General features: G+C 43.7%; 17 protein-coding genes. 6 read left to right on the forward strand and 11 right to left on the reverse strand.

Features of this window, described 5'->3' with window-relative positions; translation table 11 throughout:
• Positions 1–53: 53 nt before the first annotated feature.
• On the reverse strand, positions 54–1,025 hold the full coding sequence (ispB, locus tag SNR28_RS11045; protein ID WP_375752428.1) for an octaprenyl diphosphate synthase: 972 nt from the start codon (positions 1,023–1,025) through the stop codon (positions 54–56).
• 270 nt (positions 1,026–1,295) lie between these two features.
• Between ispB and rplU the strand changes: the two genes are divergently transcribed.
• The 5 genes from rplU (at position 1,296) to SNR28_RS11070 (ending at position 4,638) form a co-directional block, all read left to right on the forward strand.
• The gene (gene rplU / locus SNR28_RS11050) at positions 1,296–1,607 is read left to right on the forward strand and encodes a 50S ribosomal protein L21 (protein WP_277825492.1); all 312 of its coding nucleotides are present in this window, start codon (positions 1,296–1,298) and stop codon (positions 1,605–1,607) included.
• A gap of 21 nt (positions 1,608–1,628) precedes the next feature.
• Entirely contained in the window at positions 1,629–1,886 is a 258-nt protein-coding gene (gene rpmA, locus SNR28_RS11055; protein ID WP_014205843.1) for a 50S ribosomal protein L27, read from the forward strand.
• 219 nt (positions 1,887–2,105) lie between these two features.
• Positions 2,106–3,278 carry an Obg family GTPase CgtA gene (gene cgtA, locus SNR28_RS11060; RefSeq protein WP_375752429.1) on the forward strand — a complete coding sequence of 391 codons (1,173 nt, stop codon included), beginning with the start codon at positions 2,106–2,108 and terminating at the stop codon, positions 3,276–3,278.
• 128 nt (positions 3,279–3,406) lie between these two features.
• Entirely contained in the window at positions 3,407–4,174 is a 768-nt protein-coding gene (locus SNR28_RS11065) for a threonine/serine exporter family protein (RefSeq protein ID WP_375752430.1), read from the forward strand.
• Positions 4,174–4,638: a threonine/serine exporter family protein gene (locus SNR28_RS11070; protein ID WP_375752432.1), complete on the forward strand. Its 465-nt coding sequence runs from the start codon at positions 4,174–4,176 to the stop codon at positions 4,636–4,638. Before SNR28_RS11065 ends, SNR28_RS11070 begins: the two co-directional genes overlap by 1 nt.
• A gap of 194 nt (positions 4,639–4,832) precedes the next feature.
• On the opposite strand, the gene folA is transcribed toward SNR28_RS11070, so the two are convergent.
• From folA to lptD, 7 genes are read right to left on the reverse strand one after another with little or no spacing between them, the layout of a single operon-like run.
• The gene (gene folA / locus SNR28_RS11075) at positions 4,833–5,366 is read right to left on the reverse strand and encodes a type 3 dihydrofolate reductase (protein ID WP_375752433.1); all 534 of its coding nucleotides are present in this window, start codon (positions 5,364–5,366) and stop codon (positions 4,833–4,835) included.
• Between the two features lie 32 nt (positions 5,367–5,398).
• Positions 5,399–6,208, reverse strand: coding sequence for a bis(5'-nucleosyl)-tetraphosphatase (symmetrical) ApaH (gene apaH / locus SNR28_RS11080; protein ID WP_375752434.1), 810 nt, complete (start codon positions 6,206–6,208; stop codon positions 5,399–5,401).
• Between the two features lie 14 nt (positions 6,209–6,222).
• The gene (apaG, locus tag SNR28_RS11085; protein WP_375752435.1) at positions 6,223–6,603 is read right to left on the reverse strand and encodes a Co2+/Mg2+ efflux protein ApaG; all 381 of its coding nucleotides are present in this window, start codon (positions 6,601–6,603) and stop codon (positions 6,223–6,225) included.
• 26 nt (positions 6,604–6,629) lie between these two features.
• Complete coding sequence (rsmA, locus tag SNR28_RS11090) at positions 6,630–7,433, reverse strand: 16S rRNA (adenine(1518)-N(6)/adenine(1519)-N(6))-dimethyltransferase RsmA (RefSeq protein ID WP_375752436.1); 804 nt, start codon at positions 7,431–7,433, stop codon at positions 6,630–6,632.
• The gene (pdxA, locus tag SNR28_RS11095; protein ID WP_375752438.1) at positions 7,423–8,424 is read right to left on the reverse strand and encodes a 4-hydroxythreonine-4-phosphate dehydrogenase PdxA; all 1,002 of its coding nucleotides are present in this window, start codon (positions 8,422–8,424) and stop codon (positions 7,423–7,425) included. The genes rsmA and pdxA overlap by 11 nt, the downstream gene beginning before the upstream one ends.
• Complete coding sequence (gene surA / locus SNR28_RS11100; RefSeq protein WP_375752440.1) at positions 8,408–9,715, reverse strand: peptidylprolyl isomerase SurA; 1,308 nt, start codon at positions 9,713–9,715, stop codon at positions 8,408–8,410. Before surA ends, pdxA begins: the two co-directional genes overlap by 17 nt.
• 54 nt (positions 9,716–9,769) lie before the next feature.
• Entirely contained in the window at positions 9,770–12,139 is a 2,370-nt protein-coding gene (lptD, locus tag SNR28_RS11105; RefSeq protein ID WP_375752441.1) for an LPS assembly protein LptD, read from the reverse strand.
• 130 nt (positions 12,140–12,269) lie between these two features.
• Between lptD and djlA the strand changes: the two genes are divergently transcribed.
• A complete protein-coding gene (gene djlA / locus SNR28_RS11110; protein WP_375752443.1) occupies positions 12,270–13,127 on the forward strand; it encodes a co-chaperone DjlA in 858 nt (285 codons plus the stop codon).
• A 34-nt stretch (positions 13,128–13,161) separates the two neighbouring features.
• Here the strand turns inward: djlA and SNR28_RS11115 are convergent, their stop codons facing one another.
• The 3 genes from SNR28_RS11115 to leuC all read right to left on the reverse strand — a co-directional run bounded on the left by SNR28_RS11115 (position 13,162) and on the right by leuC (position 16,142).
• A complete protein-coding gene (locus SNR28_RS11115; protein WP_375752444.1) occupies positions 13,162–13,947 on the reverse strand; it encodes a DUF547 domain-containing protein in 786 nt (261 codons plus the stop codon).
• A 175-nt stretch (positions 13,948–14,122) separates the two neighbouring features.
• The gene (leuD, locus tag SNR28_RS11120; protein WP_375752445.1) at positions 14,123–14,725 is read right to left on the reverse strand and encodes a 3-isopropylmalate dehydratase small subunit; all 603 of its coding nucleotides are present in this window, start codon (positions 14,723–14,725) and stop codon (positions 14,123–14,125) included.
• A 13-nt stretch (positions 14,726–14,738) separates the two neighbouring features.
• Positions 14,739–16,142 carry a 3-isopropylmalate dehydratase large subunit gene (gene leuC / locus SNR28_RS11125; RefSeq protein ID WP_375752446.1) on the reverse strand — a complete coding sequence of 468 codons (1,404 nt, stop codon included), beginning with the start codon at positions 16,140–16,142 and terminating at the stop codon, positions 14,739–14,741.
• Between the last annotated feature and the right edge of the window lie 14 nt (positions 16,143–16,156).

Genomic DNA, 16,156 nt, shown 5'->3' on the forward strand with positions numbered 1-16,156 from the left:
TATAAGAGAACGGCAGCCAGATGGCTGCCGTTTTGTTTGTACAATAGTTAAAGTTACTTACTTCTTTTTACCGCAAGGTGCGCCAGAGCCACAAGTGCTTCTTTATATTCTGAGTCTGGAAGTATATCTAGTTCAGCAATTGCTTTGTCTGCTTCCTTGTTTGCAAGTTCTGTAGTGTACTCAAGTGAGCCAGTCTCTTTCATGGCAGCCATAATGTCATCTAAACGCTCCATACCGTTAGATTGCTCTATGGCTTCTTTAATCATAGCCGCCTGTTGCTCATTACCATTCCACATTGCATATAGAAGAGGGAGTGTTGGTTTACCTTCTGCAAGATCATCACCGACGTTTTTACCCATCTCTTTACCGTCAGCGGTATAGTCCATCACATCGTCAATGAGCTGGAATGCAGTACCCAGGTATTTACCATAGTTTTGCATTGCCGTTTCGATTTCCTGAGGAGCTTCGACCAGAATCGCCCCAATTTGGGTTGCAGCTTCAAACAGGCGAGCAGTTTTTGAATAGATCACCTGCATATAGCTTTCTTCAGTAGTGTCAGGATCATTACAGTTCATCAATTGCTGAACTTCACCTTCAGAGATCACGTTAACTGCTTCGCTCATCAAAGAAAGGATCTTTAATGATCCTAGACTGGTCATCATCTGGAAAGAGCGGGTGTAAATGTAGTCTCCAACCAGAATACTTGCTGCATTACCAAAGGCAGCATTAGCCGTTTCTTTTCCGCGGCGCATATCAGATTCATCAACTACATCGTCGTGTAGCAGAGTAGCTGTGTGAATGAACTCAATAAACGCTGCTGCTGTCGTATGGTTTTCACCCTGGTAACCAAGTGCTTTAGCAGAAAGAACAGCCAGAAGGGGTCTCAGGCGCTTTCCGCCACCACTAACTATATAGAATCCCAATTGATTGATTAAACTCACCTCAGAGTTGAGCTGAGCAAGGATGGTTTCGTTCACTTTTGCCATGTCATTGGCAGTGAGGGCTTGGATAGCTTTAAAATCCATGGTACTTCCGGCAGAGATAAGGCCCAATAAGGCATATAGGTTTTAATTTATTGACGAATAATACACTAAAAAACATTGATTAATGCAAGATTCGTAGGCATGATCCTCCCACTTTTCGTTGGCGATTACCTTTTCGCCAATTTTTTAAAAATATGGCTTGTCATAGAGTGTTCATTCGCGTAGAATCTGCGCCCTATTGATGATTAGTTTAGCGCACACCCACATTGCTCATAAATGCAAATAGGCTGTGCGGAAAAAGCGGAGTAAAAAATGTACGCTGTTTTCCAATCTGGTGGTAAACAACACCGTGTAAGCGAAGGTCAAACTCTTCGTTTAGAGAAATTAGACGTTGAAACTGGCGCAACAGTTGAGTTCGATAAAGTACTTATGATTGCTAACGGCGAAGAAATCGCTGTTGGTGCACCTCTTGTAGAGGGCGGTAAAGTAACTGCGGAAGTAGTTAAGCACGGTCGTGGCGATAAAGTTAAGATCGTTAAGTTCCGTCGTCGTAAGCACTCACGTAAGCAACAAGGCCACCGTCAGTGGTTCACTGAAGTGAAAATCACTGGCATCAGCGCTTAATATAGTTAGGAGAGTTTAACAATGGCACACAAAAAAGCTGGCGGTTCTACTCGTAACGGTCGTGATTCAGAAAGTAAACGTCTTGGTGTAAAGCGTTTCGGTGGCGAATCAGTTCTTGCGGGTAACATCATCGTTCGTCAACGTGGTACTAAGTTCCACGCTGGTACTAACGTTGGTATCGGTAAAGACCACACTCTTTTCGCTCTATCTGACGGTAAAGTGAAGTTCGAGGTTAAAGGTCCTAAGAACCGTAAATTTGTAAGCATCGAAGCTGAATAATTTTAGTTTCTAGCTGAATTCAAAAGCCCTGCCGATTCGGCGGGGTTTTTTATTTATAGCGAACACAAAGAAAGTAACCTCTTTCTCTAAATAGAAGAGTTACTCTCTTTGTGTTCAATAGAGCAGATAAGCATTGGATCTTAGGTGATCGATCTGATTGATATATGGATCTGCTAAAATGAATACCAGTAAGGTATTCGCACCAATGCGGAGTAAGAAATGAAATTTGTAGATGAAGCGGTAGTAAAAGTAGACGCGGGTGATGGCGGCAACGGGGTTGTCAGCTTCTGGCGAGAAAAGTTTGTTGCTAAAGGTGGCCCGGATGGTGGCGACGGTGGCGATGGCGGTGACGTTTATATCGAAGCTGATGAGAACCTAAATACGTTGATCGACTACCGCTTTCAGCGTTTCTACAATGCTGAGCGCGGTGAGAATGGCCGTGGCGGTAACTGTACTGGTAAGCGTGGTAAAGACAAAGTACTGAAAGTACCTGTTGGTACTCGAGCGGTCGATATTCACACCAATGAAATCGTTGCTGAAGTTGCTGAACATGGCAAAAAAGTGATGGTTGCTAAAGGTGGCTGGCACGGACTTGGTAACACTCGATTCAAGTCATCAGTAAACCGAGCACCTCGTCAGAAGACGATGGGTACCAAAGGTGAAGTGCGTGAACTTCGTCTAGAGCTGCTGCTTCTTGCTGATGTTGGTATGTTGGGTCTGCCAAATGCAGGTAAATCTACATTTATTCGCGCGGTTTCCGCTGCAAAACCAAAAGTAGCCGATTATCCGTTTACCACTCTTATTCCGAGCCTTGGTGTAGTTAGTGTTGTTCCAGAAAAAAGCTTTGTAGTAGCAGATATTCCTGGCTTGATTGAAGGTGCCGCAGATGGTGCTGGACTAGGTATCCGCTTCCTTAAGCACCTTGAGCGTTGCCGAGTTCTTCTGCATATGATCGACATTCTGCCAATTGATGGTAGCGATCCTGTTCAGAACGCATTGACCATTATTGATGAGTTAGAGCAGTACAGCGATAAAGTCGCAGCTAAGCCAAGATGGTTGATCTTCAACAAAGTTGATCTCATGCCTGAAGAAGAAGCTAACGAGAAGATCCAGGAGATTCTTGATGCGCTAGGCTGGGAAGATCGTTACTTTAAGATCTCTGCTGTAAACAAAAACGGTACCAAAGAGCTTTGTTATCAGCTAGCTGACTTTATGGAGTCACTGCCTAAAGAAGTTGTCGAAGAGTCAGAAGACGAGAAAGTGGACTTCAAGTGGGACGACTATCATAAAGATGCAATGTCAGGTAAAAATGTTGTTACCGATGATGACTGGGATGACGACGATTGGGATGATGATGAAGATGACGGACACGTTATCTATGTTAGAGATTAATCTTGTCTCAAATTAAATAAATTTTAAAAACCACAACATTTGTTGTGGTTTTTTTGTCTGAATCATTTTTCATTGGCTATTTTTGTAGCAAACTATACGGATTGTGATAGGCGGGCTATAGGTGTGGCGTGGAAAGTAAACAACGGGCAGTTTCTCGATTAATAGCGCAAGCTGGGCAAATGCTTCTGGCTCATGGAGCTGAAAGCACGCTAGTGGGCGATATAATGCGACGGATGGGTAGAGCGAGCGGTGCTGATGAGGTTGAAGTATCTCTTACAGCAAACTCAATTGTTGTAACAACTTTCTTTGATGAAAAGTGTATGACGACAACCAGGCAAGCACCTGATCGCGGAATCAATATGAGGGTAATTACTCAGATTCAAAGGATTTGCATTATGATGGAAAAGGGAGTGCTGAACTATTCTCTGGCTCATGAGCGGCTTAAGAACATAAGTCCGGACCGTTATAACCGCTGGCTTGTAGTCGTTATGATTGGTCTGTCGTGTGCTTCATTTAGTCATCTTGCAGGAGGGGATTGGGCGATATTCGCTGTCACCTTTATTGCATCAGCCGTAGGTATGATCGTCCGTCAGGAAATAGGTCACCGACACTTCAATCCACTCTTAAATTTTGCGGTTACTGCTTTTGTTACCACTGTCGTCTCAGCTCAGGCAGTCGTATTTGAGTTAGGCAATCAACCTTTTATAGCTATGGCTTCTTCTGTTTTGATGCTTGTTCCCGGTTTTCCTTTAATTAATTCGGTTGCTGATATGGTGAAAGGCTATATCAATATGGGGCTCGCCCGATTTGTAATGGCGAGTATGCTTACATTTGCTACCTGCTTGGGCATCGTTGGGGCAATGATGTTTGTCGGTGTTTGGGGGTGGGTCGGATAATGGATCTATTACTTGGTTTATTAAATGATATGTTTTTCGCGGCTATCCCTGCAGTTGGTTTTGCACTTGTTTTTAATGTTCCACAAAAAGCACTGAAGTTTTGTGCAATCCTAGGAGCTTTAGGCCACGGTAGCCGTTATCTGATGATGCAGTATGGAATTCCTATTGAATGGGCTACTTTTATAGCAGCAACAATTGTGGGAATGATAGGGGTTCACTGGTCACATAAATTTTTGGCACATCCAAAAGTATTCACCGTCGCAGCTCTCATTCCGATGGTGCCGGGCGTGTTTGCTTTCAAAGCCATGATAGCTTTAGTAGAGATCAATCACGTAGGTTTCTCTCCCGATCTTCTCGCGTTACTAATGGAAAACTTTCTGAAGGCGATATTTATTATTGCGGGATTGGCTGTTGGCCTAGCGATGCCAGGGTTACTTTTTTATCGCAGAAAGCCGGTGGTATAACTATAGGCTTGGTGTGATTGGGTGGAGCCGGGTGGTTCTGAGCAAAAAGGAATGTAGGGTATGCTCGAAGGAATGAACATGCCCCGCAGTGAGTTGCTTCAGCGCAATGAGTAATTCTAAGGCGGTTCATGGAATAGAGTATTCCCAGTATGCCTTAGAGCAAGAACATTAATTTATCGACTAAGAATCGAAATCTACACTCTTTCCAAAACAACAAAGTGCATATCAAACTTATTCTTCTCGTCAGCCTGATAATCTTCGGTATAGGTGCACTTCCAGCCAGAGTCTCCCCATTCCGGGAATTGGGTATCCCCATCAATATCGGCTTCGATAAAGGTTAAATACAGTTTATCTGCTTTAGGAAGGCAGCGTTCGTAAATTGAGCCACCACCAATAATCATCAGCTCATCACAGTCGCCAGCAACCTCTATAGCAGCATCAATCGAGGTTACTGTTGTCACGCCCTCTATCTTAAGGTCACTATCACGGCTTACAACAATATTCAGCCTACCCGGAAGTGGGCGGCCTATAGACTCATAAGTCTTTCGACCCATTACCACAGGTTTACCCATAGTCTGTTTTTTGAACCAGACAAAATCGGCTGGTAGGAGCCATGGCATCTGGTTATCTTCACCGATGACTCTTTTACTGTCTTTTGATGGATATAGATTTTGGGATTTATCGACTTTACCACCATGTGCCATCGCGGCAATCATACTAATTTTCACTAAAATAAAACCTTGTTAGTGGGACTTAAAATTTAATTGGTTATTGCTTTCTGATAGAAGTATTTCTTATCTTCCCAGCGAATCATGGTGAGTTTGCCACCCCATACACAACCAGTGTCTAAACCTATTACACCGTTAAACTTACCACCATTGAGTGCGGCCCAATGACCGAACAATACTGTCTTTGGTAGCTTTATGCGTTTTTTTACTTTGAACCAAGGGGTAAGTTCGTTTTCATCCATCTGTTCTGGTGGTTGTTTGCAAAACATATCCAGTCGACCGTTTGGATAGCAGAATCTCATTCTCGTGTATGCATTAATGATATATCGATATCTTTCGATACCTTTTAAATCATCACTCCATAAATCCGGAGTGTTTTCATACATCTCCTCAACCAGCCATTGCCAGTTGTCACTTTTTAAAATGCTTTCTACTTCCCGGGCAGCATCTCTTGCTACAGATAAATCCCATTGAGGGGAAATACCTGCATGGCACATTACAAACTCATCATGCTCAGCTAACAGTGGCTGTTGCCTTAGCCAATGGAGAAGTTCATCTCGATCTGGTGCAGAAAAAATAGGAAGAGTTTTATCTTTCTTTTTTGCGGGGTGAACACCTAAAGATACCGCCAGAAGGTGAAGGTCATGGTTACCCAGAACTACTTGAGCAGAAGTGCCGAGTGATTTTATAAATCTTAGCGTTTCAAGAGACTTCGGACCTCTTGCTACCAAATCACCAGCAAGCCAGAGCGTATCATTATGATGATCAAAATCGGCTTTAGTCAGCAACTGTTCTAACTCGTCAAAACAGCCCTGAATATCACCTACAACGTAGTTTGCCACTAGCTACTTATCCGTTAGTTTAGAATATTAGGAACGGCAAGCCTAAAAGGCTCAATTTCAACAATAAACTCTTTTTGACTCTCATCGTGCATGATGTACTGCCCCTGCATTACACCAACAGGCGTCTCTATAGCGGTACCACTAGTGTAGGTGTACTCGTCATTACCCTGAATGAAAGGTTGTTCACCAACGACACCGTCGCCTTCTACTGTTAGTTGCTTTCCATTGGAATCAGTAATTAGCCAACGACGGCCTCTTAACTGTACGGTTTGATTGCTGAGATTTTTAATCGTAATTACATACGCAAATACATAGCGCTTAAGATCAGGTTGAGATTGATCCGCTATGTATTTGGTGTGTACCTGACATTTGATACAAGGTTGTGTTACATCCATGTCTACCTCATATATCAGATTGAACTTTAGTGGTTTTTATCCAGCCAGTTTGCCATATCTACGAACTGCTTAAGCGTTAGGTTTTCTGGACGCATTCCCGGATTAATATCCAATTCTTCCAGTACTTCTGAGCTTAGCAGGCTCTTGTAGCAGTTACGAACAGTTTTTCTGCGTTGGTTAAATCCTTCACGGCATACTCTGTCCAGCCATTTCAAGCTTGTTGTTGGGTATGGAATCTCTTCATAAGGAGCCAATCTTACAACAGCAGAGTCCACTTTTGGTGGCGGAACAAACGCTGTTGGTGGTACTTCAAGCACAGGAACAACTTTACAGAAATACTGAGCCATTACTGTCAGACGGCCGTAAGCCTTAGTTCCCGGACCTGCTGCCAGACGGTTTACCACCTCTTTTTGCAGCATAAAGTGCATGTCCTGAATATCTTTATGAAATTCAAACAGGTGGAACATTAATGGAGTTGAAATGTTGTATGGCAGGTTACCAAAGATGCGTAGCTTGTTGTTTGGCTTTACCAGTTGAGTAAAGTCAAAGCGCATAGCATCGCCTTCGTGGATAGTCAGTTTGTCAGCAAGCTCAGGATGGTTTCTCAGACGCTCTGCAAGGTCACGATCCAGCTCAATAACGGTGAACTTGTCTGTTTCTCTGCCTACTGGCTCTGTCAGTGCGCCAAGACCTGGGCCAATCTCTACAAGATTTTGGCCTGGACGAGGGTTAATTGCTGATACGATCCCATCGATAATATATGGGTCGTTCAGAAAGTTCTGACCAAAACGTTTACGCGCTTTGTGCCCTAAGTGGACATCATTTCTCATTTTTTTTCTCTACTAATTCGATTGCGTATCGCAAAGCTGTCTGGAAACTTCCTGTATCGGCTACTCCTTTACCTGCCAGAGCAAGGGCGGTTCCGTGATCGACAGATGTTCGGATAAATGGCAGGCCCAGCGTTATATTTACGGAACGGCCAAATCCTTTGTACTTTAGTACTGGCAGTACCTGATCATGGTACATACCGAGGACAGCATCAGCGTCTTCTAAATACTTTTCATTAAAAATGGTATCTGCTGGCAGTGGGCCAATCAGATTCATTTCGTCACTTTCCTTTAGTCTTTCAAGTGTCGGAGTGATGGTATCCATCTCTTCACTGCCAAGGCAGCCATCTTCACCTGCATGTGGGTTCAGGCCACATACATATATTTTAGGTGCTTTTATTGCGAACTTGGTGACTAAATCGTGATGAAGGATGCGGATTATACTCTCTAGTCGCTCTTCTGTAACGGCTTTTGATACATCCGCCAAAGGAATATGCGTAGTAACCAGCGCAGTTCGCAGCCCTTCAGTAGCAAGCATCATAACTACAAGAGGCGTATTTGATTTCTCTGCGAAGAATTCTGTATGGCCGCTAAAAGGCACTCCAGCGCGATTGATTATGCCTTTGTGGACAGGCCCTGTAACGACAGCATCAAATTCAGAGTTCATACAGCCTAGAGTGGCTCGCTCTAGTGTTTTCAACACGTAAAGGCCGTTATTCTCATTTAGTTGCCCTGCAACTACTTGTTCTTCAACAGAAATGTGTTCAACAATTAAAGTTCCGGCTTTTTGTGGAGTTGGATTAGATGTAGAGTCGTAATCTTGCAGTGTAACGTTTATTCCCAAAACAGATGCTCTTTGCTCAAGCATCTGTTTGTCTGCGCATACCACAATCTCGTGCAGCCAGTCCTGTTGAGACAGAGCTAAAACCAGATCGGGTCCAACTCCAGAAGGCTCACCTGCAGTAACGATAATTCGTTTAATTGCTTGCTTCATCTTCAGCTTCATCCTGATTCAGAGTTTCGACAAAAGCACTGGCTCTTATTTCTTGAATCCATGCTGATGCTTCTTCGTTGAACTTGCGATTAAACAGAATTCGGTAGGCTTTATTGTTGAGAGCAGAGTCTGTTCTATCAACTTCTCTCTTTTCCATGATTTCAACAACATGCCAGCCGTGAACCGTTTTGAATGGCTGGCTAATTTGACCAACAGGTAAAGTTTCTAGCTGGTGCTTAAACTCAGGTACATAGATATCCGGAGTTTGGAAACCTAGTTCACCATTCTGAGCTGCAGAGCCAGGATCCTGGCTGTGTTGTGCTGCTAGCTCTCCAAATTTAGCTTCGCCGTCCTGAATTTGTTGAATGTATTCATTCAGTAACTTCTGAGCACCTTCGTCACTCATGATGACAGACGTCTTAATAAGAATATGGCGAGCATTTACTTCAGTAACAGCCACGGTTTCCAGGCCTTTTACGTCTGCGATTTTAAGTATATGAAAACCAACACCACTTCGGAAAGGTCCGATAATGGCGTCTTTACCCTGAGTAGAAATCTGGTCGGCAAATACAGTCGGCATTTCTTCTTTGCGCATCCAACCCCAGTTACCACCTTCAAGTGCTTTAGGGCCTTTTGAGTAGGTGTAAGCCATGGTACTGAATTCTTCACCAGCAGCAAGTTTTTCAACGAGCTCTTTAGCCTGTATTTCTAGCTCTTTCTTATCCGTACTGTCATCAAACCTCAGTTGAATATGCTGAATATTGTATTGAACAGAAGCGTTGGTCTCTTCTGCGAGGTTTTTAGCCAGAGTTTCAACTTCAGCAGGTAGTATGTTGATTCTTCTTCTTACAAGTGCATTTCGTGCTTCAGATATTTCTATCTCTTGTCTGATTTGTTCGCGAAAACCTTCGTAGCTGATTCCTTCAGCCTGGAGGGAGCTTCTAAGCTGCTCTACTGTTTTGCCCTGGTCTTTTGCAATATCTTCTATTGCTTGATTTAGGCGGTTATCGTCTATTCGAACACCTAATTTTTCAGCTTCCTGAAGCTGTATTTTATCTGTAACCAGTTTTTCGATTACTTGCTCATATAGTACATCTTCTTCAGGTAACGGCTGATTAGCATTGTTTGCATTAGCACGTAGGGTTTTGATTGTGTTGTCGATATCACTTTGCAAGATAACACCGTTGTTAACTACAACAACAACGCGATCCAGTTCTACCGGCTTAGCATTTAGCTGAAAAGTTGATGAGGCTAATGTAAGGCCAATAAGTGCGTGTTTCCACATTTTCATTCAATAATTCCAATTCTTCGGGCATTCAAATTTCTTGGTTGCCCTTTTCTCTATTTAGTTGTTCAGGTAGAAAGGTCGGCCATAGCCAAGAGAGCTTCCAGCATCATCAATTTCAGCCAAGCCAGAACCCGCGCCGATAGTGGTGCCGAATCCTGTTATACCGAAGTTTACACTGAACTTATTCTCGTAAGTGACCTCAGAGCCTACGTTACCAACACCGTTAGACCATTTCTCTAGCTGGTCACTATAGGTGAAACTGATATACCAGCAGTCGCTGGTATAGTTTAATCTTGCCAACCACTCCAGATGGACGCTTTCCGTCATATCGTAGAAATACTGACCATACAGATTCCACTTTCGGCCAAGTTGGTAGCTGGAAATAAAGCCGAGCTGGGAAATACCATCTTTGGTATAGGTATTGTTGTCAGTTACATAGTTTGAAGCGTTGTTGTTAATGTAGTCGATACTTACATATCGATAGTTAAGCTGAGTGAAACCAGCTCCATATCTGTATTCAAGTGTACTATTTGCCAACTGGAAGTCACTTGAGCTGACATCGTATTGAATACCACCATGATAGAAGTAGGTATCATCATAGTTAAAGTCTGTTTCGACTGCCCAGGCAGAGTATGTAGATGATGTATCTGAATTCTGCGGGTCATCAAAGTAGTGCGAGTTAAGATAGATAATCTGACCAAAGGAAATGTTCATTCTTTCCCGGTATTCATCATCGAAGAAGCGAGATGTAGCACCATAGCTAAACTGATTTGCAGGTGCTATATAGTCGACACTACTATAGCTTTGATCTCTGAACAAACCGTGATAATCCATCTGTAGACGTGTTGTATCATATTTTTGATAAATATTGTCTTGATTTACTTTTGGAATATACAGGTACTGGATTTGAGGCTCTAATGTCTGTACATAATTATCCAGAAGAGTAGTCTCTCGTTCCAAGTTAAGGTTACCGTGAAGTCTCACTTTAGGTATTGCTCTTGATACCTCATCTTCGAGCTTTTCATTTCCTTCTTGAGCGAGAATGGTGCTGTTTAAATCCTGCTGATAATAAGCATACATAAGCTTGGCTTCTGAAGTGAAGCTACCCCATGTCGTCGCTAGCGGAAGTGCTAGTCCTGGCTCTATATAAACACGCGTAGCGGAAGGATCTACCTTCGAGTCTGTTTCGAAGCGACTAACATGGCTTACCAGATTGAAGTCTAAAGAGTTGTAGAATGCAGGTGCATAGTAGTTAAATGCGACCTGAGGCATTAGACGGTACGGTGTTGATCCCGCAGATAGTACCTGAAAGTCCTTGACTTTTACTGTGGTATCCCACGCTTTTGAACGATAGGAAACCTGACCTGATTGTAAAAGCTGTCCATCTTCTCGCTCACCGATGCTTGAGTCGAGGTCAGAAAAATAAGCGATATCACTTACTCTGGAATAATCCACCTCTAGTTTCCAGGCTTCTTGGATTATTGCTGAATGGTCCCAGTTGACCCCCCAACGGTCTTCGTATTGAGGGTATAGTTTATCTTCTTGCAAGTATTCAAAATGAACATTACCGCGCCCAAAGTCAGTTAGATAGCGGAATCGTGAGTCAAGTTGAGTACCTCTCTTTTCCATATAGTTAAACGTGGTTTTTAGGTCGTAGTTTGGTGCCAAGTTCCAGTAAATTGGAACTTGCGTACTAAAACCATTTTTTGAGTCTAGGGAAATGCCTGGGTAGAGAAAGCCGGTTTTACGAGTATCACCGATTGGTATTGTTAAATAAGGCAGATAAAAAACGGGTACGTGGGCAATCTCTACTCTTGGGTTATAAAGTGTAGCCTCTTCGGTTTCCTGATCTATTTCTATATCTGTTGCCTTTATACGCCACGCATTATTACCTTCCGGACAAGATGTTATCGAGCCATCTTCAAGCTCGTAATAGCGCGCACCAGATTTATTGATTATTTTGGCATCACCACGACCAGCTTCACACAAAAATTGATAATCAGTCTCTTCTAGTACTGCTTCATCTGTGTTGAGGTCGGTTGTAGCTTTATTCGAAATGGTCTTAATCTGTCCATCGGCATACACTACATTACCTTCGGCAACGACAATATTGTCCTGCTGATGATAGTCAACACGATCGGCGTTAATCCGCTTATTTCCTTGAGTAACAACTACATCACCGTTGTAGGTAGCCTTTCCCCCATTAATACCTTCTAGGGAGTCTGCTTCAATGTGAACGGGTAATTCTTTTTGTTCATTACTTGATTGTTCTGATATCAGGCATTGATCTGGTGAGGGCATTTCCTGCACACTAGTACCTTCGGTTGTATTGGTACTCGCATCCTCAGTTGTTTCGGCAAATGCTGTCGGCAAAAATAGTGCTGCGTAGATCGATGTAGCTAATAAAGTGCGTGGGAAATGTGACATCCAGTTTTACTATCCTGTGTAACTTTATTATTTCGGTTAGTTTATTGACCGAAGTTCGAATAAAACGTTCCCTATCATAAAGGAATTACGCTTTAGTACATAATTAAAATCGGGTTTGAGAGCACAAATAATGTATGTCTTCGGCAAGATCTTAGGTATTTTTTTCGGTTTTCTGTTTGGTGGTCCATTTGGCGCCTTGTTTGGACTTTTTCTTGGACATCAGTTTGATAAGGCTCGTCGACTGAGTCAGGCTGGTTTTAGAGCTAGCTCTGCATTTTCTGGTGGGCCAAATCAGGCAGAGCGCCAGGCTGAGTTTTTTAAAGCTGGTTTTGCGGTCATGGGGCATGTCGCTAAGGCTAAAGGACAGGTTACTAAGCAAGAAATTCAGTTAGCATCCACAATGATGGATCGCATGCGTCTTCATGGAGCGCAAAGGAAGGCGGCTCAGGATGCTTTCCGCGAAGGTAAATCATCAGATTTTCCGCTTGAATCTGTACTGGATAAGGTTCGAATTTCGGCAGCGGACCGACATGACTTACTGCAGTTCTTTTTAGAGTTACAGATTTCAGCAGCCTTTGCGGATGGCGAACTGCATCCAGCAGAAAGAAATATGCTGCATACGATTGCTCAGGGGTTAGGTTTCTCTTCTCAACAGCTGGAACAAAGGCTTAGAATGCAGGAAGCTGCATTCAGGTTCCAGCAAGGTGGTGGCTTTGGCAACGGTTCTGGTGGGCAGCAAGGTCACGGCGGTTGGCATCAGGCGAGTCAGCGCGATCATTTAGCAGATGCCTATAAAGTGCTTGGTGTTGAGGAAAGTGCAGATAGTCGCGCAGTGAAAAAGGCCTATCGTAAGCTTATGAATGAGCACCATCCGGATAAATTGATGGCGAAAGGCCTGCCACCAGAGATGATGGAAGTTGCCAAAGAAAAGGCTCAGGAAATCCAGTCAGCTTACGATCTAATCAAGAAAGAGAAAGGATTCAAATAATCTGAATCCCACTCCAACTCAAGGAGTAAGCTCATTACTCCTTGAGTTCATTTAGAGACCAGTCATAGCCATATTTGATCTTTCCTAAGTTAGTAGGCAGTTCACTGCGGTACTTACGTAGGTGTTTAATCAAGTCAGACTCATTTCCAAAGTCAGCAATAAACCAGTCGTAAATTGATGAAAGTTGCGTGGTTTTACCTGAAATACTTACGCCCTTAGAGCTATTGATGAAGCTTGTAGCGGCTTGTTCTAAAAGGCTTTCTGTATTGTCTGAGGTAAATGCCTGAGATTGAAGGTTAGGGCATCCTAGGCTAGCGCAGTTAACCGCATAGTGAGTACGTGGGTCATTCCATATTGGTCTTAGAATTCTGTGCTCAATATCATTCAGGGTCAATTCATTACCATTTACAGTGACAACTTCATCCCCCCAAGGCCCAAAGCTAAACAACCCACCTAGCTTAGTAATCGACTTAACTGGGTAGTTCTCTAAAATTAGGTCAACAGTTATCGTGTTATAGAGGTTTACCCAGTAAGCATACTGTTCAGCTTTATTGTAAGTTAGAGGATCCTGAGAACTTAAGACTTTGATATAGCCCTTTAGCTTTTGATGATCTGCTTTGGAGACATCAGCATAACGAACTAATGCATTTTCACCCTTGATGACTAAGTAGCTGTCCAGAAAACCCTGCCAGTCAGCATGAGATATCTGTTTTGAGTTAGCTTCATTAGATGTGTTCCAATAAGCCCATAACTCAGATTTTGGAGCTGAAAATGATGAGAAGGATATTAACGAAATTAGTAAGGTAAAGATAAACTTCATAAGAGTTCCACTGCCGAATTAGTTCACTATTTATCAGACCTGACTGCTATAATAAATCTTTCATTGGAAAAGAAAAAAGCTTCGGAATTTACCCCGAAGCTTTCATACTCGCCTAACGCCTAACGCCTAACGCCTAACGCCTAACGCCTAACGCCTAACGCCTAACGCCTAACGCCTACTTCATAAACGCAGGAATCTTACTCTCGTATTCTGCGATCTTGTCTTCATGCTGAAGAGTCAGGCCAATGTTATCCAGACCTTCAAGCAGACAGTGGCGACGGAACTCATCAATTTCAAATGAGTACTCTTTACCGTTTGCAGTTACTTTCATCGCTTCCAAATCAACTTTAATTTCAGCGCCTTCAGTTGCTTGAACAAAGGTAAAGATTTCATCCACTTCAGCTTCTGTCAGCTTTACAGGTACCATCTGATTATTGATGGAGTTACCGTAGAAGATGTCCGCAAAGCTTGGCGCAATCATCACACGGATACCGTAGTCAGCCAGTGCCCACGGAGCGTGCTCACGAGATGAACCACAACCAAAGTTTTCACGAGCAAGAAGAATAGAAGCACCCTGATAGCGAGCTTCATTCATTACGAACTCTGGATTTGGTTGCTCGCCAGCGTCATCCAGGAAGCGCCAATCATGGAACAGGTGCTTACCAAAGCCCACTCGTGTCACTTTCTGCAGAAACTGCTTCGGAATAATTGCATCTGTATCAACGTTTGCTGCGTCCAGAGGAACAACTAAGCCTGTATGTTGTTTAAAACCGCTCATTTCTGTTCTCTCCTTATGCGTCCAGTTCACGGATATCGACAAAGTGACCTGCAACCGCTGCAGCTGCAGCCATCGCCGGGCTTACCAGATGGGTACGACCATCGCGGCCCTGACGGCCTTCAAAGTTACGGTTACTTGTTGAAGCACAACGCTCCTGTGGGCCAAGGCGATCGTTGTTCATCGCAAGACACATAGAACAGCCCGGAAGACGCCACTCAAAACCCGCTTCAATAAAGATCTTATCCAGACCTTCTTCTTCCGCTTGTGCTTTAACCTGCTCAGAGCCCGGTACGATAAGAGCCTGAACATGCTCTGCCACTTTACGGCCTTTCGCTACTTCCGCAGCAGCACGCATATCTTCTATACGAGAGTTAGTACAAGAGCCCACAAAGACTTTATCTACTTTGTAGTCAGTCAGAGATTTGCCCGCTTCAAGCCCCATATAAGCCAGCGCCTTTTCTGCAGACGCTTTTTCTACCGGATCAGAGAAAGACTCTGGGGATGGAATTGGTGTATCAACTGCGATTACCTGGCCTGGGTTAGTTCCCCATGTAACCTGTGGTTTGATATCAGCCGCCTCAAGAGTAACAACAGTATCGAACTCAGCACCGTCGTCAGTTTTCAGTGATGACCAGTACTCAACAGCGTCATCCCAGTCAGTGCCTGTTGGTGCAAACTTGCGACCCTTAATGTAGTCAAAGGTAGTCTGGTCAGGAGCAATAAGACCTGCTTTCGCACCCATCTCAATCGCCATATTACAAACCGTCATACGGCCTTCCATCGTCAGGTCAGTAATGGCTTCACCACAGAACTCAACGACATGACCAGTACCGCCTGCAGCCGTTGTTTTACCAATAATTGCCAGAACGATATCTTTAGCTGTGACACCTTCAGCTACTTTGCCTTTGACTTCGATCTTCATGGTTTTAGCGCGAGGCTGTTTAAGGGTCTGAGTTGCCATAACGTGTTCAACTTCAGAAGTACCGATACCAAACGCCAGAGAACCAAATGCTCCATGAGTTGCGGTATGAGAGTCGCCACAAACAATGGTCATACCCGGAAGGGTAATACCCAGTTCAGGACCCATTACGTGCACGATGCCCTGATACTTATGGTTGATGTCGTAAAGCGTTACACCGAAATCCATACAGTTCTTAATCAGTGTCTGCATCTGGATACGAGCCATTTCACCAGCATCGTTGATATCTTTTGTGGTGGTGGATACGTTGTGGTCCATCGTCGCGAAGGTTTTGCCAAGCTGGCGTACCTTACGGCCTTTTTCACGCAGACCATCAAACGCCTGAGGAGAAGTGACCTCATGCACAAGTTGACGGTCGATATAAAGTATCGGGTTTTCGCCCTCCGCTGCTACTACAACGTGAGCATCATAAACTTTTTCGTATAGTGTTTTTGACATTGCTAACCGGGGAG

The organism is Vibrio iocasae (genome assembly GCF_042245395.1).
Classification (GTDB): domain Bacteria; phylum Pseudomonadota; class Gammaproteobacteria; order Enterobacterales; family Vibrionaceae; genus Vibrio; species Vibrio iocasae.